The 23,196-nt window shown below is 62.5% G+C and carries 18 protein-coding genes; 10 read left to right on the forward strand and 8 right to left on the reverse strand.

All coding sequences use genetic code 11. The features are described 5' to 3' along the window. Positions 1–2: 2 nt before the first annotated feature. The 3 genes from AC1RGU_RS03415 to AC1RGU_RS03425 are packed head-to-tail and all read left to right on the forward strand — an operon-like array spanning position 3 to position 2,952. The gene (locus AC1RGU_RS03415; RefSeq protein WP_492694711.1) at positions 3–410 is read left to right on the forward strand and encodes a Zn-ribbon domain-containing OB-fold protein; all 408 of its coding nucleotides are present in this window, start codon (positions 3–5) and stop codon (positions 408–410) included. Further along, positions 407–1,573 (forward strand): lactonase family protein, encoded by a 1,167-nt coding sequence (locus tag AC1RGU_RS03420; protein WP_492694713.1) that lies wholly within the window; start codon positions 407–409, stop codon positions 1,571–1,573. Before AC1RGU_RS03415 ends, AC1RGU_RS03420 begins: the two co-directional genes overlap by 4 nt. 44 nt (positions 1,574–1,617) lie before the next feature. Further along, positions 1,618–2,952: an NAD(P)-binding domain-containing protein gene (locus tag AC1RGU_RS03425; protein ID WP_492694715.1), complete on the forward strand. Its 1,335-nt coding sequence runs from the start codon at positions 1,618–1,620 to the stop codon at positions 2,950–2,952. 5 nt (positions 2,953–2,957) lie between these two features. Here the strand turns inward: AC1RGU_RS03425 and AC1RGU_RS03430 are convergent, their stop codons facing one another. Beyond that, a complete protein-coding gene (locus AC1RGU_RS03430) occupies positions 2,958–3,911 on the reverse strand; it encodes a LysR substrate-binding domain-containing protein (RefSeq protein WP_492694717.1) in 954 nt (317 codons plus the stop codon). A gap of 107 nt (positions 3,912–4,018) precedes the next feature. Here AC1RGU_RS03430 and AC1RGU_RS03435 point away from each other — a divergent pair, with 107 nt between their 5' ends. The 3 genes from AC1RGU_RS03435 (at position 4,019) to AC1RGU_RS03445 (ending at position 8,258) form a co-directional block, all read left to right on the forward strand. Next, complete coding sequence (locus tag AC1RGU_RS03435; RefSeq protein ID WP_492694719.1) at positions 4,019–4,999, forward strand: Bug family tripartite tricarboxylate transporter substrate binding protein; 981 nt, start codon at positions 4,019–4,021, stop codon at positions 4,997–4,999. 94 nt (positions 5,000–5,093) lie between these two features. Beyond that, positions 5,094–6,731: a GMC family oxidoreductase gene (locus AC1RGU_RS03440; protein ID WP_492694721.1), complete on the forward strand. Its 1,638-nt coding sequence runs from the start codon at positions 5,094–5,096 to the stop codon at positions 6,729–6,731. A 27-nt stretch (positions 6,732–6,758) separates the two neighbouring features. Continuing rightward, positions 6,759–8,258 (forward strand): aldehyde dehydrogenase family protein, encoded by a 1,500-nt coding sequence (locus AC1RGU_RS03445; RefSeq protein WP_492694723.1) that lies wholly within the window; start codon positions 6,759–6,761, stop codon positions 8,256–8,258. 835 nt (positions 8,259–9,093) lie between these two features. On the opposite strand, the gene AC1RGU_RS03450 is transcribed toward AC1RGU_RS03445, so the two are convergent. The 3 genes from AC1RGU_RS03450 to AC1RGU_RS03460 all read right to left on the reverse strand — a co-directional run bounded on the left by AC1RGU_RS03450 (position 9,094) and on the right by AC1RGU_RS03460 (position 11,997). Beyond that, on the reverse strand, positions 9,094–9,843 hold the full coding sequence (locus AC1RGU_RS03450) for a hypothetical protein (RefSeq protein WP_492684945.1): 750 nt from the start codon (positions 9,841–9,843) through the stop codon (positions 9,094–9,096). Between the two features lie 74 nt (positions 9,844–9,917). Further along, entirely contained in the window at positions 9,918–10,898 is a 981-nt protein-coding gene (locus AC1RGU_RS03455; RefSeq protein WP_492694725.1) for a Bug family tripartite tricarboxylate transporter substrate binding protein, read from the reverse strand. 40 nt (positions 10,899–10,938) lie between these two features. Beyond that, the gene (locus AC1RGU_RS03460; protein ID WP_492694727.1) at positions 10,939–11,997 is read right to left on the reverse strand and encodes a CDP-6-deoxy-delta-3,4-glucoseen reductase; all 1,059 of its coding nucleotides are present in this window, start codon (positions 11,995–11,997) and stop codon (positions 10,939–10,941) included. A gap of 192 nt (positions 11,998–12,189) precedes the next feature. On the opposite strand from AC1RGU_RS03460, the gene AC1RGU_RS03465 reads away from it, so the two are divergent. The 3 genes from AC1RGU_RS03465 to AC1RGU_RS03475 are packed head-to-tail and all read left to right on the forward strand — an operon-like array spanning position 12,190 to position 15,602. Next, entirely contained in the window at positions 12,190–14,298 is a 2,109-nt protein-coding gene (locus tag AC1RGU_RS03465; protein ID WP_492694729.1) for a 3-hydroxyacyl-CoA dehydrogenase NAD-binding domain-containing protein, read from the forward strand. Positions 14,299–14,330: 32 nt separating this feature from the next. Further along, a complete protein-coding gene (locus AC1RGU_RS03470) occupies positions 14,331–15,323 on the forward strand; it encodes a Bug family tripartite tricarboxylate transporter substrate binding protein (RefSeq protein ID WP_492694731.1) in 993 nt (330 codons plus the stop codon). Positions 15,324–15,368: 45 nt separating this feature from the next. Continuing rightward, the gene (locus tag AC1RGU_RS03475; protein ID WP_492694733.1) at positions 15,369–15,602 is read left to right on the forward strand and encodes a hypothetical protein; all 234 of its coding nucleotides are present in this window, start codon (positions 15,369–15,371) and stop codon (positions 15,600–15,602) included. 570 nt (positions 15,603–16,172) lie between these two features. On the opposite strand, the gene AC1RGU_RS03480 is transcribed toward AC1RGU_RS03475, so the two are convergent. Next, on the reverse strand, positions 16,173–17,570 hold the full coding sequence (locus AC1RGU_RS03480; RefSeq protein WP_492694735.1) for an FAD-dependent oxidoreductase: 1,398 nt from the start codon (positions 17,568–17,570) through the stop codon (positions 16,173–16,175). 3 nt (positions 17,571–17,573) lie between these two features. Next, the gene (locus tag AC1RGU_RS03485; RefSeq protein WP_492694737.1) at positions 17,574–18,566 is read right to left on the reverse strand and encodes a Bug family tripartite tricarboxylate transporter substrate binding protein; all 993 of its coding nucleotides are present in this window, start codon (positions 18,564–18,566) and stop codon (positions 17,574–17,576) included. Positions 18,567–18,695: 129 nt separating this feature from the next. Here AC1RGU_RS03485 and AC1RGU_RS03490 point away from each other — a divergent pair, with 129 nt between their 5' ends. Continuing rightward, entirely contained in the window at positions 18,696–20,501 is a 1,806-nt protein-coding gene (locus tag AC1RGU_RS03490; RefSeq protein ID WP_492694739.1) for an NAD-binding protein, read from the forward strand. Positions 20,502–20,635: 134 nt separating this feature from the next. Here AC1RGU_RS03490 and AC1RGU_RS03495 read toward each other — a convergent pair whose 3' ends face one another. After that, a complete protein-coding gene (locus AC1RGU_RS03495) occupies positions 20,636–22,072 on the reverse strand; it encodes an MmgE/PrpD family protein (RefSeq protein ID WP_492694741.1) in 1,437 nt (478 codons plus the stop codon). A 13-nt stretch (positions 22,073–22,085) separates the two neighbouring features. Beyond that, entirely contained in the window at positions 22,086–23,102 is a 1,017-nt protein-coding gene (locus AC1RGU_RS03500) for a Bug family tripartite tricarboxylate transporter substrate binding protein (protein ID WP_492694743.1), read from the reverse strand. Positions 23,103–23,196 lie beyond the last annotated feature (94 nt).

Raw genomic sequence — 23,196 nt, forward strand, 5'->3', positions numbered from 1 at the left:
CCATGCCCACCTTCAACGAAGACCGCAAGATCGCCGATCCACCGCTCAATCCTGGCGATGGACCATTTTTCGACGCGGCCGCGGAGGGGCGCCTCGTGCTCAAGGCGTGCCACGCCTGTGGCCAAGCGCATCACTATCCGCGCACGATATGCCCGTTCTGCTGGAGTTCGGATGTGCACTGGGAGGATGCGAAGGGCCAAGGCGAGATCTACACCTTCAGCGTCGCGCGCCGTGGCCCGGGTGCGCCGTACTGCATTGCCTACGTCACGCTCGACGAGGGCCCCACGATGATGACCAATATCGTTGGCACGGACCTGGACACAGTGCGCATCGGCCAACGCGTACAGGTCGTATTCCGCCATTCGGAGAACGGCACGGCTGTGCCGATGTTCACGCCGATTGCGCCATGAGCGGCACATATCTCTACAGCGCTGTGGATGAGGTGCTGTTCTGCTGGGCCGTGGATGTGGATGGTGCCGCACTCGCCAAGCGCTCGTCTGTCGCACTACCGGCGAAGGTGCAATACGCGTGGAGGCACCCGTCGCTGCCCGTGTTCTACGTCAGCAGCAGCAACGGCGGCCCCCGCGTCGCGTCTGACTGCAACTACCTGAGCGCGTTTCGCATCGGGTCGGATGGCGCGCTTGGGGCCCTCGGCGAGCCAGTGGCGCTGCGCAAGCGCGCGGTCCACATGTGCGTGGATGCCAATGGCCGGTTCGCGATCAATGCGCACAACTTTGGCAAAGGCGACTTGTCGGTGCACCGGCTGGACACGGATGGCCGTGTGTTGGATGAAATCCCGCAGGATGGGGGGGTGGACTTCGGGATCTACCCGCACCAGGTGATGGTGTTCCCGTCTGGTCGCACGGTGCTGATCGTGGACCGTGGCAATCACGCACAGGCGAGCAAGCCCGAGGATCCGGGGGCCCTGCGCGCGTTCGACTTGGGCAATGGCACAGCAGGTCCGGTTCAGGTAGTAGCTCCTGGTGGTGGCTTCGGCTTCGGGCCGCGTCATGTGGATTTCCACCCTTCCATGCCGTGGCTCTATGTGGCCGACGAGAGGACCAGCCGGCTCTACATGTTCCGCCATGACAACGACCGCCTGGAAGGCGATCCCGCGTTCACGCGCGACATGCTGCGCGAGCCCGACACGGCGCGGCCGCGCCAGCTGGGCGGGGCGATCCATGTGCATCCGAACGGAAAGTTCGTGTACGCGGCCAACCGCTGTGATCAATCGATTGAAACGCCGCAGGGCAAGGTCTTCACGGGGGGGGAGAACAGCATCGCCGTGTATGCGATTGATGCGCGGTCCGGAGAGCCGATGCTGCTGCAGCACGCGGACACGCATTCTTTTCACGTGCGCACGTTTTCGATTGACCCAACCGGCCGCCTGCTTATCACGGCGAGCATCAAAGCGCTTTGTCGGCGAACTGGAGGCGTCGTGGAGCCAGTGCCGGCGACCTTGTCGGTGTTCCGCATCTCGGACGACGGTCGCCTGAACTTTGTGCGCACGATCGATGTGGAGACGCCAGGCTCCAGCATGCAGTACTGGATGGGGATGGTGAGCGCGGGCTGAACCCTTCCCGTGCACAGCGCAGTGCGCTAACTTGCAATGCACACTTGAAGATCTTTCAAGTTCATGTCCCGTCCCGTTCGTGGCTGGTGCCTACCATGCGGCCACTACAAGGAGAGCAGTTCATGGCAACGAAGGAACCGGTGCAGATCGCCGTCGGCTATATTGGACTCGGCGCTATGGGCGGCATGTTGGCCCGTCGCCTCCTCCCGGCTGCACGGCTGCATATCTGGGACCTCAATGCCTCCGCCGTGAGCACCCTCGAACGCGAAGGCGCTATCGCCATGGAGGACGCTGCGGCGTTGGCACAACGATGCGACATCGTCTTCCTGTCCCTGCCGCGCACCGCAGACGTCGAGCAGGTGATCCAAGGTGCGAGAGGGTTGTTGCAGGGGCTGAAGCCTGGCGCGCTAGTGGTGGATCAGACAAGCGGCACGCCGGCGGATACGCGCCTCATCGCGGCGCGACTGCGCAAAGCAGGTGTGTCGATGATCGACGCGCCGGTGTCCGGCACCACAGCCGCAGCAGCTGCAGGCGAATGCACCGTCTTGTACTCCGGCGGCGCCGAGGACGTGGCGCGTGCCATGCCCTGGTTGCATGCAATCAGCCAGAAGGTACTGAATTGCGGTGCGCATGTGGGTGATGCGCAGGCGACCAAGCTGGTCAACAACACCATCAACACCGGTTGCCGGCTCGCGATGTTGGAGATGGCGGCACTGGGCCGAAAATGCGGACTGTCGCTTGCCGCCATTGCGGACGCGCTGAACTCCGGAGCAGGCAGGAGCAGGCCCTCTCAGCTGATGCTCACCGCACTGGTGGAAGGGCGTGTATCCACCAATTTCGCGCTGAAGCATATGCTCAAGGACATCAATCAATCGGTTCAGATGGGAATGGACGCGCGCGCGCTCATGCCCATTACCGGCATTGTTCGCGGCCTGCTGCAGATCGGCTGCAACACGTTGGGTGACTCGGCGCAACTCGAAGATGTCGTGAGGCTGGTCGAATCTATGAGTGGCACGCGCATCGTAGGAGCCGCGGCCGATGAATTGTCATCCGCGCACCAGAAACGTCTGCTGAGCGTTATCGACAAGGCGACTGCCATCTGCAATCGATGGGTCACTCAGGAGGCGCTGACAATGGGCGTGAAGCAGGGACTGGAGCCGGGGCGCCTCGTGGCAGCCGTGCAGGCTAGCTCGGGCTGGAGCCAGGTCCTCGAGAAGCTCGGTGCCGCTGCTGTCTCACTGCCCGATGTAAGCGACCTGGATCTCGTCGCCAGTCATCTGCGCGAAGTGGCCGAGCTTGCGATCCGCGAAGGCGCGTCGATCCTGGTGGTCAACGAGGTTCGCAGCAGGATCGAGTCGACTGCGGGCGAGGCAGGCTGAATCGCTTACTTGGCGTCCGAATGAGAGAGCTCGATCGCCTCCACCTGCGCCTGGGCTCGTAGTGCTTCAAGGAAATGGCTCACGAGTCCTGAATCCCGTTCATCCTCCCAGATTGCGCCGATGTCAGGCGAGGGGATCTCTGGAAAGAGGCGCAGATTGTCCAGGACGCCCTGCGAGCGGTAGAGCATCACTTCCGAAGCGGACAGGATAGACAAGTAGTTGCGCTCTTCGTGAAGAAGTTGGACGCGCACCGATGAGTTCGCTTCGACGCAAGGTATAGGCGGAGCCAGGTGCTGGGCGGCGAACGCAGCGTCGAGCGCACCGCGCATCACGGCGCCTACTGGAGGCAGGATCCATGGGTACTGCAGCGTGCTTTCCCAGGTCGCGGGTTGCTGGAGGCACGGGTGCTGCCGGCGTGCGACGACTTGCACGCTGTCGACGAGCAGCGGTTCGACGGCAAAGCCCGATGCACGCGCCTGCGCAGCGAGGGCGCCGATGATCATGTCGATTTCGCGTTTGGCGAGCATCTCGAGCAGCTGGGGCAGAGGCGCTTCCGAGACCGAAACAAAAATCCCGGGCCGTGATTCGTGCAGCCGGGCGATCGCACGCGGCAACAGCACACGCGGCAACCCCGTTCCGACATGCAATCGCCCCTGCAAGCCGGCGCGCACGGCCTTCAAATCGGCATCGGTGCGTTCCACATCGCCCAGCATCCTTGCCGCGTGGGCGCGGAATACCTCTCCGTCAGGGGTCAAGGTGAGTCGGCGAAGTCGCAAAAAGAGCGGTCGGCCCACCGCTTCTTCGGCGTCCGAGAGCCAGTGCGAAAGGGCTGGCTGGGTCATGTGCAGGCGCACGGCCGCTGAGGTAAGGCTGCCGGTTTCGTGCACCGCCAGGAACACCTCGAGGTGCCGCAGCTTCAGCCGCCGCGCCCACGGAATTTCATCGAGTTTGCTCGGCATGTGCTTTTGCTTATGGACTCCTTCATTCTATTCATTTGCAAGGGGAATAGTCGAACAGTGACAATGGTTCTGATCAGTGAAACCAAGCAACAAGACCAGGAGACAACATGACGCCCCTCAAATTCACCAGAAGAACCATCGCGGCAGTCGCCTTCGCCCTCGCCGCAACGGCAGGCACGTGCGCCGCGGCGGAGCCCTGGCCAACACGGCCCATCCGCATCGTGGTGTGCACGGCTCCGGGCGGCGCGACGGATGCGACGACACGCCTCGTCGCGCAGAAGATGAGCGAGAAGCTGGGACAGCCGGTCATCATCGACAACCGTCCAGGTGCCGATACGCTTATCGGCATCCTTCACGTGCGTGAACAACCGGCGGACGGCTATACGCTCCTCGCGCAGTCACTCAATTTCTCGACACTGCCTTACATCAAGAACAATCCCGGTTACTCGCCCAAGGATTTCACGGGCGTCGGCATGATGTCTCGTATTCCGTTCATCATGCTGGTGGGTGGGAATGAGCCCGTGCGCAGCATCGCCGACTACGTCGCCTTGGCACGCCGGGAGGGCGACAAGCTCAGTTACGGGCACGGCGGAGTGGCCGGTGCGCCGCATATTGCCGGTGAACTGTTCAAGCGAGCGTACAACCTGAATCAAGTGCTTGCTGTGCCATACAAGGGAAATGGTGCCGTGATGCCTGATGTCATGGCAGGCCGCGTATCGTTCTTCTTCGACGCATACGTCAGCAGCGGCGGTCAGATCTCGGGAGGGCGGATGAAGGCGCTCGCCGTGACTTCACAGACCCGTCTGCCCGCGCTGCCCAATGTGCCGACATTTCGAGAATTGGGCACGGACTTTACTTACAGCGTCTGGTTGGGATTGCTCGCCAAGTCGGGTACGCCGCCCGAGGTGGTTAACAAGCTGTCTGAAGCGATCCGGTACGCCCTCGAAAGCAAGGAGGTGGGAGACCGCATTCGCGCGGACGGCTCGGACACGAGTTTCATGACGCCCAGGGACTTTTCCGAGTACCTCGCGCGCGAGTACACCGACATGGCGAAGGTTGCGGTCGAACTGAAGTTCACCAAGGACTGAGATGCTGGTCGCCCCGCTCCCCACTTCGTGCGTTTCGTTCCTTCTCGAGGGGGCCTCCGTCTCCTTGATGTGGCTCCCTGGACTTTAGGACGCCATGCGTCGCACCATGTACCAATCAACAGAAACGTACGACTACATTGTCATTGGCGCTGGATCCGCTGGTTGCGTGCTCGCGCGGCGGCTTTCCGAGGACCCGGGTTCACGCGTCCTGCTGCTTGAGGCCGGACCCGAAGCTGACCAGTTCTGGGTGAAGGCGCCAGCGGGCATGGCCCGGCTGTATTTCCACGAGGAGATGAACTGGAACTACTTCACTGAGCCGATGCCGCAGTTGCATGACCGGCGGATGTACTGGCCGCGAGGCAAAGCGCTGGGGGGCAGCAGCGCCATCAATGGCATGGTCTTCATCCGCGGCCATCGAAGCGACTTCGACACCTGGAAGAACCTTGGCAACCCGGGTTGGGGCTTCGAGGACGTGCTTCCTTACTTCAAGCGCATGGAGCACAACGAGCGAGGCCCGGATGCTTATCGGGGCGTAGGCGGCCCGTTGTGGATCAGCGACCCCGTGATCCGCCACCCCGCTTCGGCCGACTTCATCGAGGCGGCTGCCCGGCTCGGGATTCCGCGTACCGAAGACCTGAATGGAGAGTTGCACGACGGGGTCGGCTTCATGCAGCACAACATCCGCCATGGCAAGCGTCACTCGGCCTACATGGCTTACGTCGAGCCCGTGCGCACGCGCCCGAATCTCACCATCCGCACCGGGGCGTTTGTCAGGCGCATTCTGTTCGAGGGCACTGAAGCCGTCGGCGTCGAGTTGCTAGAGGGCGGCGAGTTGCGCCAAGTTGCGGCCGCGCGCGAAATCATCCTATCGGCGGGCGCGCTGAATTCACCACAGATTCTCATGCTGTCGGGCGTCGGCCCTCCGCAGGAGCTGCAGCGCCACGGGATTGCACAGGTTCTGGCCAGCCCCGGCGTCGGTCAGAACCTCCAAGATCACTTCTACGTGCATACCAGCTATGAGGCGACGCGCAAGAGCTCCTACAACCACGAGATCACGGGATTGCGGAAGTATTGGCAGGGCCTGCGTTACCTGCTCAATGGAAAGGGCTATCTCGCGCTGGGATCTTCGCAGGCCGCCGCGTTTGTAAAAAGTCGCCCAGAGGAGCCATACGCGGACTTGCAAATCAGCTTTCGCCCCATGTCGTTCACCTACCACGGCGATGGCGTGGTGGAAGTGGACGACCGGCCTTCGATTGCTGCTTCGGTGTACCGTCTGCGTCCGGCCGGTACGGGGACAGTAACGCTCCGCTCCGCGGATCCGCGCGAGGCCCCCGCGTTCCAGCCGAATTTCCTCTCACACCCCGACGATGTGCGTGCGGTAATTCAGGGCATCAAGACGATCCGTCAGATTCTGGGCACCGAGCCTCTCGCTTCGCGCGTGATCGAGGAGCGGATGCCGGGGCCGCGAGCGCGTACTGATGACGAGATCCTCGAATACATGCGCACGCACGGCAACTCCGCCCACCATCCAGCTGGCACTTGCAAGATGGGCCTCGATGAGCTGGCAGTTGTCGATGAGCGCCTGCGCGTGAGAGGGGCTCGCCGCCTGCGCGTCGTCGACGCATCGATCATGCCGCAGGTCACATCGGGGAACACCAACGCACCGACCATGATGATCGGGGAGAAGGGCGCCGCCATGATCCTACAGGACGCTATCGCGCGCCGGGCCTGAGCAGTATTCGAGTCATTGGAGATAAAAATGTCAGGAAATGAAAATATCGAGAAGGCCGAAAGATCTGGCCAGCAACAAGCACTCGAGTGGATCGGGGCGGGCAAGAAGCGACTCCTGGTCGATGGTCGCTGGATCGAGAGCGCATCCGGAAAAACCTTCGAGACGATCAACCCCGCGACGGAGGCGTGCCTGGCCGAGGTGGCTCAGGCCGACGAGCGAGACGTCAATGCTGCAGTCACTGCGGCCCGGCGTGCATTCGACAGGCCGTCCTGGTCCGGCATCTCGCCCCATGCGCGCGGGCGCTACCTAGAAAGGATCGCCGATGCGATCGAGGTGCATGCCGAGGAACTCGCCGCGCTCGAATCGCTGGACATCGGCGCGCCGTTGAGCTTCGCCCGAACACAGGTGGCGGGCACTGCGGAGCGTTTCCGCTACTACGCGGGATGGACGAGCAAGATCTACGGGACTACGAATGCCAGCGACGATTCACGTTTCATCTACATGGTGCGTGAGCCAATGGGGGTGTGCGCGCTCATCAACGCTTGGAACTTTCCGCTCGTGATGGCTGCGAGCAAGCTCGCGCCCGCACTGGCCTGCGGAAATACCGCCGTGCTGAAACCTGCAGAACAATCGCCATTGACGACCTTGCGGCTCGCCGAGCTCATCCAGGAAGCGGGGGTTCCCGACGGGGTCGTCAACATAGTCCAGGGTGATGGTGCGGTGGTCGGCGCCGCCATGGCGGCGCATCCCGACGTAGACAAGATCGCCTTCACGGGGTCCACAGCCGTAGGCCGCAGCATCCTGCAGGCCTCGGCCGGCAACATGAAGAAGGCGACGCTGGAGTTGGGTGGAAAGTCACCCAACATCATCTTTCCAGATGCCGACCTTGACCGAGCGATCGAGGCGTCGGCACTGGCGTTCTGTAGGAATTCCGGTCAGGTTTGCTCTGCAGGGACGCGGCTGCTCGTTCATGAAAGCGTATACGACGAGGTGGTCGCGCGTGTCGCGGCGGTTGCGTCCCGCTACAAGGTGGGCTCGCCCTTTTCGGGCGATACGGATTTGGGACCGCTCATCTCGGCGAAGCAGATGGAGCGGGTGCTTTCCTATGTCGAGGCCGGTCGGCGAGAGGGGGCGAAGCTGGTCTTGGGCGGGTCGCGCATCGGCACTGCAGGCTATTTCGTCGAGCCGACCATCTTCGCCGGTGTGACAAATGACATGACAATCGCGAGGGAAGAGATCTTCGGACCGGTGCTTTCCGTCATTGCGTTCAAGGATGAGATGGACGCCGTCGCCAAAGCCAATGACACTCCGTACGGGCTGGCGGCCGCTGTGTGGACGCGTGACATCGGGCGGGCGCACCGGATGATGCGCGCTATCAAGTCCGGGCGCGTCTGGATCAATACCTACGCTGAATCCGATCCCGTCATGGCCATCGGTGGCTATAAGCAATCCGGGTTCGGGCGCGAGATGGGCGCAGAGTCGATCGACGCATATACGCAAACCAAGTCGGTACTGATGCGCGTGTAGGACGCCCAGATTTCGACCCGCGTGGTAGCACTGGACGCAAAGCCCCGCCGTGGTGGCGCGAAGAATCTGTGGCGGCTTGCCATCAGCGCCAGTGGCATGAACTTTTCCTTCACGCGAAAGGGGGCTAGCCCGGCGCAGCAATGCAATCGGTTGTCTCGGCGCCCGAGATGGCGCCGCGCCAACAGGCACGCTGACCACCCATTCGCCGTGCAAGAGCGTGAATCCCTTGTCGTGGATGACGATGAGTTAAATCTGCGCTAGGACTTGCACACGCTTTTCCTTCGTGACCGGTCGGGCAAGAAGCCGCAATGCTTTCTTGGTCGGCAGATGTGAGCCTGGCACCCGAAAAATTTGGGGACCTGCTTACCAAGCTGAGCAACGGACATGCGGTTGCAACCTCGCCGATGCACATGCGTCCTTCTGTGTTGGCTATCTGAGACGCCACGGCATCACCCCATCATCTTCGTTCGCCTGGGCATCACTAGACGCACCACTTTGTGAATGCTCAGTGCTCCGGGTCAGCCAGAGGCGTAAAGCGGAAAATGGGGGGCGGTGCTGCTGTTCGTCTACCTGCGCTAGGTAGTGCTCTTATCTGCAGGTTCTGGGCTATGCGCAACAGGGCAGAGCTTGGTAGTCTGATGCGCTCGGACATCAGGCGCAGTCAGAGGCCGATTTCCTGCCACGTCAAGTTCTCGAAGACGGGGGCATTTGCTGGTCCGGGGCTCTTCATTAGGAGCCGTAACAGCATGCTGAGGGCACCGCGCATTGGGGCGGACCGAGGCCTGCGCATAACCGACGCAGGACTTGCCAGGCAAGCTGGCAAGCCCTGGGCCGATTAGGACTCTTCGCGTGGGTACTGCAGTACCAAGGCTTCGAGGCCTTGGTCGCCTGCTCGAATTTCGAACTCCTGTTCGTTGTTCTCGACCACGACCATTGACCATTTTGGTAGCGTTTCACCGTTGTGCACGATGCTGCCGTTGCCCACGAAGATGTAATAGCCGCCCGCCACCTTCGGGTCGGGACCTTGCACCTTCATGCCCGCGCCGAGGCGCACGACCTGTGCATGCATGCCGTCATCGGCTTCCAGCAAGGTTTCCCATGCCACTTCAGTACGGTGCTGCATGACCGGCTCGATGGAGAAGTGAACCTGCGGAGACGTGAGGTTGCGGCGCTTGCTGGGCTTTAGTCGGTCGCGATAGCCTGGCTCGGAGAGGTAGACCGGCTCAGAGTTGCCCGTGTACATGCGCAATGCCACGAAGCATAGACCCTGAGGCCCAGCGACGATGGGGCCGTAGGCGGTGTGGTGGTCCTTGAACTGCACCGTCAGCGGCTTCAGTTCCTTGCCTTGGTTGCCGATAGTGCCGTAGCCGGCAATAAACAACTGGAACATCGAAACGCCGTGGAAGTGCGGCACGACCGACTCGTTGGCCTGCAGCTCGGACATGGTGGCCTGAGGGCCCGTCGCTTCTTTGTTGGAGCTTCGAGGACCGAAGTACGTGGTGCCCCAATGCTTGTTGCCAGTGCCAGGCGAGACGATGTCGATGCGCTTAGACAGTGCGTCTGCTCCGCTTCGTGTATAGATCATGAGAACACTCCGATGGTTAAGTTTAGTTTAGCACAGGTTTTGTTTGTCAATACCGGTTCCAATGGTCGGAACTTTTATTGATCGGGAAGGACCACGTGGCGTGCGAATCCACGCCATTTCGCCAGGTCGCGTTGGATGTATTCGCGGAAGGCTTGGGGGCTGCCCGCTGCGGGCTCGGCATAGAGTCGCTGCTGCACGTGGCCGACGACGTCGGGTTTGCGCGACACTTGGTTGATGGCGTTGTTGAGCTTCGCCACGATTTCGGGCGGCATCCCGGCAGGGCCAAGCAGGCCGTAGTAGCTGTACGGGTCCACGCCGTCGAGCCCCTTGAAGTCGGATTCGGTCAAACTGGGGACGTCTGGCAATGCAGCCATGCGGCGCGTGCCTGTCACGGCCAGTGCGCGGACTTTGCCGCTCGTGATGGAGCCCCGTGCCCCCTGGATCGGCGCGATGCCCATCTGCACTGTTCCGGCCGATATCTCGCGCATGATGTCCGCATCGGCCTTGAATGGGATGTGCTCCATCCGGATGCCAGTGAGGTTGAGTAGGTACTCCGTTTGCAGATGGCTTGAGGCCCCGACGCCTGATGAGCCGTAGTTGAACTTGCCTTCCTTCGCGCTCGCAAGATTCGCCAGTTCGCGCAGGTTGCGTACTGGCAACTGAGGGCTGACGACGAGGACGCCGGGCGCGCTGGCGACCAGCCCGATGATGCTGAAGTCTTTCAGGGGGTCGTACGGCATGGACTTGCGCAAGCCAGGGGACTGCGACAGGGCGCTGGCGGTTCCCATGTAGATGGTGTACCCATCCGGCGCCGCGCCAAGGGTCGACCGGATAGCGAGCATCTGGCCCGCACCGGGTTTGTTGTCCACCACGATGGATGCGCCGAGTTCCTCGCCGATTTTCTGCGCATAGAAGCGCGCGATGGCGTCGGTAGTGCCGCCGGCCGCAAACCCGACAATCATCTTTATCGGGCGCGCAGGGTAGGTGTCGGCAAGGGCCGGCAGTGCGCAGGCGGAAACAGCCGCTGCGGCGATGAGATTGCGGATCGGCTTCATGACGGGGTGTGGCCTCAGGTTCGAGGGCGGTTGGAGCGGATCACTTGTTCACCGCCGGGGTCGCACCCGGCAGGAAGGCGTCGGCATAGAACTCGGTCGAAGGCAAGCCACGAAGCGATGTGAAGTCGCGTCGAGCCGACTCCACGACGATGGGTGCGCCGCATGCGTAGACCTGATGGCTTGCCAGGCTCGACAAGTCCTGCAGCACAGCCTGGTGCACAAAACCGACGCGGCCGGTCCACGCGTCTTCGGGCAGTGCTTCCGAAACGACTGGGACATAGTCGATGCCGTGATCGGCGGCCCAAGCGCGGGCCAGTTCATGGTGATACAGGTCTGCTGGGCGACGGCCTCCCCAGTAGAGTGACATCGGCCGGGCGCGACCTTTGCGAAGCTGGTCTTCGATCATTGCCTTGACTGGCGCGAAACCTGTGCCACTGGCGACGAAGACGATGGGCTTTTCGCTATCGGTCCGCACAAAAAAAGTGCCGAGCGGCCCTTCGACCCGGATCAGGTCGCCCACCTTCATTGTGTTGAACACGTGGGTGCTGAACGGCCCGCCGTAGTTGCGCAGGTGCAGCTCCATGTACCCGTCTTCGTTGGGTGAGTTCGCGATTGACAGGCTACGACGTATCGCCGGGCTCATCACGATGTCAATGTATTGGCCGGGGTAGAAGGCGAAGTTTCCGTTGACTGGCATCTTGAGGCGGATGCGCATCACATCGGGTGCCAACTTATCGAGCGACTGCACGCGTGTGACCAGGCGCCGCATCGGCGTGGCGGCATCGACGCTGATTGGGCTGCATTCGAGTGCGACGGCCGTGCGCGCCCTGGCTTGGCACGGCAGGGCATAGCCGGACGCGGCGTCCTCGGGGGTGAGGGCGATGGGGTGTACCTGGTAGTTGACTTGGCCTTCCACCAGTCGGGTCTTGCAGGTGCCGCAGGCGCCGTTGCGGCAGCTGTGGGCCAGCAGCAACCCCTGGCGAAGCGCGGCGTCGAGGATGGTTTCCTCCGAGGTGGCCTCGAAAGTACGCCCACCTGGTAGGCAGGTCACGGTCAGTGTGCAGGCTGCAGGGGGCGAAGCGGGAAGCGTGTCGTTCATGGAACGCAAATTTATGCGGAGCCGCGCATCATGTCAACAAAATGAAATCAGTTCCGATGAATGGAACCAAAAACGTAACTCGATCTGGAGTATTATGGTTTCATCCAGTGGAATCGGTGCTTGTTGTCGGAACAGTGATACGATCCGTTCTTACGCCGCAACGTGGCGCGGACGTGATGTTGAAGGAGACATATGAGCGAAGTGCAGACCGTTAAGTACGCAGTTGAAGATGGGGTCGGCGTGATCGCCATCGACAATCCGCCTGTCAATGCCCTAGGCTCGGGCGTCCGCGAAGGCATCATGGATGCGCTTGCCATCGGCAATGCGGACCCGGCCGTACAGGCGTTCGTTCTCATTGGTGTCGGCCGAAATTTCATGGCGGGCGCCGACATCCGCCAGTTCGGCGGAGCACGCCCCGTTTCCACGCGAACGAGTGCAGCCGCCATCGCGGGGAGCGGCAAGCCTGTCGTCGCGGCGATCCATGGTTACGCGCTCGGCGGCGGCCTTGAACATGCGCTGGCGTGTCACTATCGCATTGCCGCTCCGGGCGCCAGGGTCGGCCTTCCGGAGGTGTCGCTTGGCATCGTGCCGGCCGGCGGCGGCACGCAGCGTCTTACGCGCCTCATTGGCCCGAAGGCTGCGCTCGACATGATCGTGAGCGGCCGCCATGTGGAGGCGGCCGAAGCCCTGCGTCTCGGCATCTTCGATGAAATCGTGGACGAGCCCGCCCTGCGTTCGGCAGCAGTCAGGTACGCCCTGCGCATCGCGTCGGCACGTCCGCTGCCCGGTACGCAGGCCGAGGTGCGGAGACCCTTGCCTGCCGATGAACTCGCCGCGCTGTTCGAAGACGCACGCAAATCGCTTTCTCGCAAGTCACGCCATCTGAAGGCGCCAGAGCGGGCTCTGGCGCTGGTCGAGGCAGCTACTTCCAGTACTTTCGATCAGGGCTTGGCCTTGGAGCACGAATTCCTCAAGGAGCTGGAGAACTCTGATGAGGCCAAAGCGCTTCGCTACGCGTTCTTTGCCGAGCGGGAGGCTGCCAAGATCCCTGGGTCGTCGCCACTCGTTCCCCCGTCGCCGGTGCGCTCGGCCGCCGTCGTCGGTGGCGGGACCATGGGGGGGGGCATCGCGATGGCGTTCGCTGACGTGGGGGTCGAAGTGAAAGTGCTCGACATGAGTCAGGAGGCGTTGGATCGCGGCATCAAGAGAATTCGGGAAAACTACGGGGTGAGTGTGAAGCGCGGCAGCATCACTCAGGCGCAGATGGACGAGCGTCTCGCCAAGATTCGTGGCGTCACCGACTATGCGGACATCGGCGACTGTGACGCAGTGATCGAGGCTGTCTTCGAGCGGGTCGATCTGAAGCAGGAGGTGTTCTCCAGGCTCGACGAGGTGATGAAACCAGGCGCGTTGCTTCTTACCAATTCATCGGCCATCGACATCGACATCATGGCCAACGCGACGAAGCGCCCGCAGGCCGTCGCTGGTGCACACTTCTTTGCGCCTGCCAACGTGATGAGGTTGTGCGAAGTCGTTCGCGGCAGCGCAACGCCGATCGAGACGATCGCGCGCACCATGAAGATGGCGCGCGATCTCGGAAAGGTGGGGGCAGTGGCCGGTTCCTGCGACGGATTTGCGGCGAACCGCAGTCGCACGCCCATGATGACCGAGATGATGTTGATGCTCGAGGAAGGCGCGCTGCCAGAGCAGATCGACCGCGTCATGGTCGCATTCGGCTACCCGATGGGGCCGTTCGCGGTGAACGATATGTCGGGCCTGGATGTGAGCTACGAAGGCCGCAAGCGCCGCGCGGCGGCCGATCCGGAGTATCGCAAGCTCCATATTCCTGATCGCATGGTCGAAATGGGCCGCAAGGGGCAGAAGACTGGTGCGGGTTGGTATCGCTACGCCGAAGGCGACCGTACCCCGCATCCTGACGAGGCGGTCAAGCGGGTGATTGCCGAGGTGGCGAAGGAGCTCGGCATCGTGCAGCGCACCTTCAGCGACGAGGAAATCTTGCAGCGTGCGCTGTTCGCATCGATCAACGAAGCCTGCCGCATTCTCGATGAGGGTAAGGCCTATCGGGCCAGCGATATTGATGTGATGTGGCTCTATGGCTTTGGCTTTCCACGTCACCGCGGCGGTCTGATGTTCTGGGCAGATTCGGTCGGTGCACCCGCGATCCTTGTGCAGACGCGCGAGTGGCACAGGCTCTACGGCAAGCGCTGGAAACCCAGCGCGCTGCTCGAGCGCGTCGCCGCATCCGGCGGTCAGCTACGCGATGCGACGGCGCCACAGTGAGCGGAACAAGCAACCGATAGGAGTGGACGGAAATGAATTGGAAAAAACTGGTGCGTCGCGAACTGCGGGTACTGGCTGCTACGCTCTCGGCGGCGCTGGTGGTCACCGCGGTGTCGGCACAGCAGCCCAGCACCTTCCCTTTGCGTCCGGTGCGGCTCGTCGTGCCGTTCCCGCCGGGTGGCGGCTCGGACATGCAGGCGCGTCTTCTGGCCGACAAGCTGCGGCAGGTGTGGATGCAGCCAGTGGTGGTGGAAAACATCGCTGGCGCAGGCGGCGGCGTGGCCTCGTCGGCGGTGGCGCGCGCGAAGCCTGACGGCCATACCATCCTCTTCGCGACGCATCCCATGATCGCGATCAACCCGCTGATCTACAAGAAGCTGCCCTATGAAGCGAAGGATTTCACGCCGGTCGTGAAGCTAATGGATGCGCCCTTGGTACTGCTCGTGCCGGCAGGGAGCCCATTCAGGACGCTCTCCGACCTCATCAAGGCTGCAAAGGAAAAGCCGGGAGCCATCAACTACGGATCCGGCGGGCTAGGCACGACTCAGCACCTTACGGGCGAAATGCTCAAGGTCAAGGCGGGGATCGATCTCACGCTGATTCCGTACAAGGGCAACGCGCAGACCAACACAGCACTCATTGCCAACGAAATCCAACTGTTCTTCGACAGTGCGCCCTCGGCAGCGGCGCAGGTCAAGGGTGGCCGTGTGCGCGCGATCGCGGTGACGGGCCGCAAGCGTCTGGCGCTGCTGCCGAATGTCGCCACGGTCGCGGAAACTCTGCCAGGATTCGAGTCGTCGCTCGCCTATGGCCTGCTCGTGCCGGACGGCACGCCCGCGTCTACCGTGGGAACGATCAATCGCGACGTGAACCGCGTTCTGCAATCAGCGGAATATGGCGCGCAGCTCAAGAACGAAGGCACTACGGTCGAAGGCGGAACGCCTGAACAATTCGCGAACTTCCTGACCCGGGAGCGCGACCGCTGGAGTGAGTTGGTCGAGCGCCTGAACCTCAAGCTGGACTGAACTTCTTCAACGAAGCCCACAACAAAGAGAATCGAGGAAAACGACATGGAAGATCCCAACAACCAGTACCGCACGCTCCATTTCCTGGTGAAGCGCGGCGACCTTGTTGCCAATGGCATTGCTCTCGCCGTACTGCTGCTCGGCCCCATCGTCTGGTTCATCTCAGGCTCACTGTGGGCCGTGCCGGTCGCCATCGGGGCGGCGGCCTTCCTACTGTTAATCCTGCGCAGCTACGTCGAGATGGTGCGCGTGATTGTGGACATGCTCCTTCCGAAGTAGCAATGCCTAGCGTATTGCGATTTTTCTCCATCTTTGACTATATCGTCGTGGAGGCGGTTCTGCGGGATGCGTGATAGCTAGCTGCCTCAGAGAGGCTCCTGCCGTCCTGGTGCTGCGGCTGGAAGCCGGCCCAGCCGCCGGCGGCTTTTCCGTTCAGATGTGGGCCCCAGCCGGATGGTCATGCTGTTCCATTCCAGGCGCGTGAACTGGCGTGACGAAACCGGGCCAATGCCACTCTCATTCGTACCGGCGTCTCTGCCGGCATCGCGACAGAGATCTCGGCGGCACCCGTACCATCAACGCAATGGTCTTCAGCCGAGATGTGCGGAGTCGTGACTATTGCGGCGGGTTGCGCCAGGGAATTCCGGATTGGGTTCTCGCGGCGATGTTCGCGAGAGCTTGGGGCTACCGAACGGGTCGCGTGGCAGGATGCTGCACATCGCCGGAGTCACGAACGTGAATTCCGGTCACCGGAATCCACAGAGCGGAGACAGCGGGTACGGTAGAGGTGAATATCTGTGCGCTAGCGGCGGTTGTCGAAAAGGTGCGGATGCGAATTGATTTCTACGTTCACGCTGAAACCTGGAGGAAGTGTTCTGCCGCCCGCAGGCCGGTGACACTCGATTTCACGAGTCCGCCCACGTATCCACATTTCTCACCGCCTTCCAGCCCTCCGGCAGCGCATCCCACCGCGTACAAGCCGGGGATCGGCGAGTCGTCGACCGCGAGTGCCTGTGCCGCTGCATTGATCGCGATGCCGCCCATGGTGTACGTGATACCGACGCACGCGGGTATCGCGTAGAACGGTGCCGTTTCGATCGGCACTGGTTTCTGCTTGCCCGCCGAGCGCGGAGGGGAGAGTTCCAGGCCCCTGGTTGCTTTCAGTGCGGCGTTGTAGGCGTCAATCATCGCGACCAGACTTACGGGGTCGAGCCCGCACAAGGTTGCGAGTTCGGCGATGGAGTTCGCTCGGTGCAGCGTGCCGCCGTTGTTGACCAGGGTGGGGTTTGGAGACAGCAAGCGTTGCGTGCCGCTTTCATTCCAGATGCGAGAGTCGGCGATCACGATGTTGCCCGACGGATCTTCGCCAGCCCCCATCGCATTGGCGACTGCGACGCCGCCACGGCCTTCGTCGGTGAATCGTCTGCCGTGGCGGTTGACGATGAGTCCCGCGCCGATCACGTAGTCGAGGTACGGATAGGGCCAGAGCTTGTCGTTGTTGAACACGTCGGCTGAAAGCACGTGGCCGTAAAAGCCGCGCAAATCGGTGATCTGCGCGCCGGCGTTGCGGGCCATCGCAAGACCGTCCCCCATGCCGGTACGCGCATTGCGCTGGAAGATCGCCTCGGGGTGAGGCGTCACGGCACCTTGCAACAGCTGGGTGTTAGCTTGGAAGCCACCGTCGGCAATGACGACCGCACTCGCTTGCACACTGAAGGAGGCGCCCGCTTCCGTCTTGCCGGAGAGGCCTTGAATTGTTTCGCCGCTGCCGTCGAGCCGTGTCGCCCGGTGGCCACGCAGGATACGGCCGCCGAGCTTCGCAAGCTCCGCTTCGAGCGTGCGCAGCATCACGTCGCCGCCTCGGCCTTCCCATTGCCTACCCTGCGCGGTCAGAGCAGGAGGCGACAGAACGAAGCTCTGGTAGTCGAACGGGCCCTTCATGAAGCGCACGCCAGCCTTCTGCATCCAGCGAACCGAACGCACGCCGTCGTTGGCCACAGCCCGCGCCAGATCGAGGCGGGCGTAGTTGCCAGTGACTTCCATGATGCGTGCCTCGAGCTTCTCCGGCTCGCTCAGGAGGTCCATCGCGCAGCAATGCCATACGCCTGTGGTCAGGCGCGAGTTGCAGACATAGCGATCTTCGCTAAGCTTTTCCAGGACTAGCACGCGCCGACCGCCCTGCGCTGCCCGTAGCGCCGCCACAAGGCCGGAGATGCCGGCCCCGACCACTACCAGATCGCACTCCATGGGTCAGCTTCCCCCATCGGTCTTGATGGATTTCCCGATTTCTCGCCACTTGGCGAGTTCCTTGTCGACGTGCTGCTTGTACGTTGCGGGCGTGCTGGTCGCAGGCTCGGCCGAAAATCCTTCGCGCATCTTCTCGGTCACGAGGGGCATGACCGAGATCTTGTTGATCGCAGCGTTGATCTTTAAGACGATATCGTTCGGCATTTTTGCCGGGCCGACGAGGCCATAGAACGTGTAGCCGCTCATCCCCTTGAGATCACCCGTGGCGGCCTCAGCCATGGTCGGCACGTTGGGCAGGGCGTTGAGGCGCGTCGTACTGGTCACTGCGATCGGGCGAACCTTACCGTCTGAGGCCAGCACAACCACCGACTGCGCAGGCGCAAGGCCCACGTGCACCAATCCGCCTGCCACCGCCTGAACCGACTCGTTGGCCGCCTTGTACGGGATATGCGTCATTGAGATGCCCGCCGCCTTCAGCATGTACTCCATCTGCAGGTGACTGGAGGAGCCCACGCCGGCCGAGCCGTAGTTCAGCTTGCCTGGGTTGCCTTTCGTGTAAGCGATCAGCTCTGCCATGGTGCGCACCGGCACGGATGGGTGGACGAAGAACACACCGGGCGCCGTGGCGATCAAGCCGATCTGCGTGAAGTCCTTCGCCGGGTCATACGGCAGGTCATTGCGGACTGCAGGGCCCATCGTGAGCGAACTGCCGGCCGCAAGCCACAGCGTGTAGCCATCGGGCGGTGAGGACATGAGCGTTCGGATGGCCATGAGCTCGGATGCGCCGGCCTTGTTCTCCACGATCACAGTTGCGTTCAGCGCTTCCTTGAGCTGCTGCGCGTAGAGGCGTGCGATCAGGTCGGTCGCGCCGCCAGGCGCGAAGCCCACGAGTATGCGGATCGGCCGCGAGGGGTACGACTGAGCCTGCAGTGCGGTGGCGCTCAGTGCCAGGGAGAGAAAGAGAAGTGCAGGGCGCACAAGACGGTTGAATTGCATTCGGATTCCTGCATTCTGGAAATCTATGTCGTTCAATCTTAATGCCAGTTAGTTCCATTGATTGGAATTGGTAGCAATAAACGAAACTGATGCTATTATCTTTTCCATCAAAGTTCAAGTGGGGTGCCCATGACGACTCATCCCGCAGCCGTACGCGACGCCATCGGGTTCATCGGCCTCGGCGCGATGGGCGCACCTATGGCTAGGCGCCTTGCGTCGCTCGGGCACAGCGTGCTTGTGCACGACGTGAACACGCGGGCCGTGGAATCGGTCATCGCGGCCGGCGGCCGGGGCGCCGCGTCCGCCCGCGTCATTGCCTCCGAAGCGAAGCTGGTCATGACTTGCCTGCCGTCGCTGGACGTCCTGCGCCGTGTAGTCCTGGGCAAGGACGGCCTGCTCGAGGGTGGCGCGATTGGCACCCTCGTCGATTTCTCCACCACCGGTGCACACTTCGCGCAAGAGCTGGCGGGCGAGTTGCGACAGCGCGGCATCATGATGCTGGACGCGCCCATCACTGGGAATGTGGTCACGGCCGGCAATGGCGGACTGGGAATCATGTGTTCGGGGCCGCTGCCCGCCTTCGAGCAGGCAGAAGCCGTGATGCGCGAGTTGGCCTCGGCCGAGGTGCTGTATCTAGGCGAGCGCAACGGCAAGGCCCAGACGCTCAAGCTATTGAACAACCTGCTCTCCGCGACGGGCATGGCGGCGTCGTGCGAGGCATTCATCTTGGGAGCCAAGGGCGGGCTTGATCCGCAGGTACTGCTGGAGATCATCAATGCCGGCGAGGCGAGCAGCAGTGCTACGCGCAACAAGTTCCCGAGTTCGGTGCTTCCCCGCCGCTTTGACTTCGGCGCTCGCATGGCGATTACGGCCAAGGACACGTCGCTCACCATAAAGGAATCGGAAGAGCTCGGCGTTCCCATGTGGATCGGCCAGCAGGTGCGCCAGGTGTGGAACTTTGCTGTCTCGCAGGGCGGCGCCGATCGCGACGGCACCTCGCTCATCACCTACTTGGAACCGCTCGCCGATGTCGAGGTGTGCCTTCGCCCCAAATCGGAATCCTTTCCAGTCGATGACGCCGCCCCGGATTTGCCGTTCGAGGACCACGTGCTCGTATGCACCGTGCGCCGTGCCCCTGTGCTTGCGCGGCGGCTGCGCGCCGTCGGCTGGCGCGTCGTCATCGCTGGAGAGTTGCATCCTGCGCCGCCAGTGGGCGGCAGGCTTTGCACGGTCGTATGCGTAGAACGAGACATGGATTGCGGCACCGTCATCCAGGCACTGCCTCGCGCTGAAAGCCGGCGGGTGGTAGTCAATACCTGCCTGCTGCAGCCTGCGCATGCTCTCGCGCTTGCGCAGGGCCGTGGCGAAAACGACGTCTACCTCGACGCGCCTATCGCGGGTACTCCGCAGGACATCGAGTCAGGCACAGCAGCAGTGATTGTCTCGGGGCCGGCCGGCGCGCTGGAAAGCGCCGCCCCCTTGTTGGAGGCGCTTGCGGGGTGCGTGTTTCGCGTTTCGAGCCGGGGCGGCGATGCGCAACTCGCGCAGCAGATCAATGGCGCGCTGTCCGCCACATTGTTCGCGGTGACCTGCGAGGTGTTCGTGGCCGGTGCGAAGGCGGGGCTGGACCCGCTCACGATGACGCGCATTCTCGGCATCGAGACTGGTAAAAATGCTGCCAGCGCACGGATCATTCCGCAGCAGGTGGCGACGCGGCGATTCAATCATGGTTTGCTGCTCGGCGAGGCGCTGCGCGAATTGGAGCTCGCAAGTGATGCGGCACGGGAGCTCGGTGTTACGGCCTGGATTCTCGAGAAGTCGCGGCTCCTCTATGGCCTGGCCGCTCGCCTTGGGGATCCGCAAGACGACATCACGCGGCTCATCACGCACTACGAGCGCTGGGCCGGCGTGCAGGTCAGGGCGGGCGGTGTGTGAGCAAAAGTTGCCGGCCCGACAAGCTCGCGCGGAAGCCGCGCCAGGCAGGCGCGCTCATGGTGGGACGATTACGAGGTCGCGCGGAACCAGCAATTCGGGCCAAGGTGGCTGACTCGCCCGATGCCTGAGAAATGCTAGGCGGCCTCGTGGACAGCGCCCATCATCGTCAGCTGTGAGGGCGCCAGGGTCGTTGGTAGTTCGTGCAGGATGGCGAGCAGCGCACGAGCGCGTTGCTCGCCGAGCACGGGAGACGTGAGCTCCATGAACTTCGCGTCGTGTGCGTCTTCCTTCATGGGGTTGTCGGGTGTGCCGAGAGAGTTCTCGACGAAGTGAGTCTCGGTTGCGCCGTCGAGGAAGGTGACAGTCGCTTCCGTCACGAATTTGCCAGGGTACAGCTTGTCCATTTCGGGCGCTTCCACCAGCTTGACCTTCCGCGCGGCGCTGCGCACTTGGTCCATGTCAAGCTTGCCGTCGAGATAGTCCATGTGCGACTGGTAGCCGTTGCCGAGGCCAAGTAGCGCGAAGGCGGCCTGAACCGGCAGACTGAATTGCACCTGCTCGATGTTCCCTGGTGTGTACGCGTTGCTATTGACCGACCCGACCATGGTGTTGGCAAGCTTTGGGATGCGTAGCGACACACTCTCGATGTCCGCGAGGCGACCCGCATAAGCCGAAAGGATGTCGATCGCCGCGTGGTTGGCACCGCAGCAGCAGTAGCGCTTGTAGCCGCCGCGCAGGATCTCGAATTTTGCTGAGAAGCTGAAGCGGTCTGCCGCGTCAGTGGCCGGCGCGCGTTGCAGGAACGCGTTGTAGAAGCCCTTGACCCCACTGAGGAATGCGCGCGGACCGGTGATGCCGGCATGGGCGAGCGCAGCGGACATCATGCCGCCACGCACGCCGATGCCGGGATGCACTCGCTTGATCGAGCCACCCGTAGAACTGTATTCAGCCGCGCCCGATGCGTGACTCAGCGCGATGGAAAGCGCATGCAGTGTCGTCTCGGCATCAAATTTTCGCAGTTTCGCCGTGACTGCGGCCGCGCCGAAGCTTGCGAGCATGGCGGCTGGGTGGAAGCCGCGCTGCATCAAGTCTGGTGCGCCCAGCACGCCGATGCGCGCATAGATCTCATACCCCATGAGGATGGCGGCAATCACTTCGTCCAATGTGGCGCCCACTTCTTCGCCCACAGCGATGGCGGTCGCGACGGCGCAACTGCCCGGATGGCTGTTGCTGGGCCGATGGCCCTCATCGTATTCGAAGCCATGTGCGTACGTTGCATTGATGAAGGCCGCGTCCTGCGCGCTCATTGTGCGTTCGCTCGTGATCACGCGGCTCGCACCGGGCACGTGGTGCGCATCGACCATCGCACGCACTTGACGCGACCAGGGCAACCGTGAATTGCCAACCTGCGAGCTAAATTGGTCACGCATCACGCGGCTGACCAGTACCCGGAGTTGGGGGGTGACATGGGAAATGTCGAATTCCTGGATGAAGCGGACTACTGCGGTTTCCAGGGGGGGGCAATCGGCCGGCGCGGTGGCCGGATAAACCGAGGAGGAGAGTGTCGGCATGGTTAGAAGTCCTTCATTCTTCGGCTTTGATGTTGGCCGCCTTGATCAGTTCGCCCCAGTTCTTGAAATCACGTGCAACGAACGAAGACATTTCGATTGGGTTCAGGAATATCGGATCGGCGCCATTGGCGACGAACCGCTCGCGTACCTGGGGGTTCGCCATGATCTTCTGGCACTCTGAGCTCAGGAGCTCGACGACGTCTTTGGGCACGCCTGCCGGCCCGATGAGCGCATACCACCCAGAGCCCGTGGATAGCTCCCTCAGGCCTGCTTCTGCAATGGTCGGCACGTCCGGCAGCATGGCTGAACGCTTGGAGCCGGTGACGGCAATCGCACGTAGCTTGCCGTTTTGGATGAACGGCGCGGCCGCCACGACCGTGGGCAGCGACATATCGACATGGCCCGCCATGATGTCGGTGAGTGCTGGCCCCGACCCCTTGTACGCGACATATTCGAACTTCACCTTCGCGGCGCGCTGCAGCAGTTCGCTTGCGAGGTGGCCAGGCGCCGCATTGCCTGTGGTGGCGAGCGTGAGGGGGGCGGTGGTGCTTCGCGAGCGGGCCAGTGCGAGGAGATCTTTCAGGTCCTTGGCCGGCAGCGATGGGTTGACCACGATCACGTTGGGAACGCTCGCGAGCATGGCGATTGAGGTGAAGTCTTTCACCGGGTCACGCGGCGTCCTCTTGTACAAATACGGATTGGTCGTCATGCCCATAGAGGTGAGCAAGAGCGTGTAGCCATCTGGGGCAGCGGCGGCTACGGCGTTGGCCGCGAGCAGGCCGTTTGCGCCGCCCTTGTTTTCCACCACGACTGACTGGCCGAGTACCTCGGTCAGCTTTTGTGCCAGCAAGCGGCCGATGAAGTCCGTGGAGCCGCCCGGCGGAAAACCCACAAGCAGCGTGACCGGTTTGGTCGGGTAGCGCCCCTGCGCCAGGGCCGGGCCGCCCAAGGTGGCGATAGCCAAGGCGGCTGGCACAGAAAGGACGAACCGGCGGGTGATTCCGGCGGCGGAGGGGGGGCGTGTCTGCATTGTGTCTCCTAGACCTGAAAAAAGCACCCGACAGGGCGGTTGCTTTCGGATTGGTTCTGATTGTCAGTATAGGTTTCGATTGGTGAAACCTAGA

It is taken from the genome of Variovorax sp. GW823-FHT02B07, from assembly GCF_058797695.1.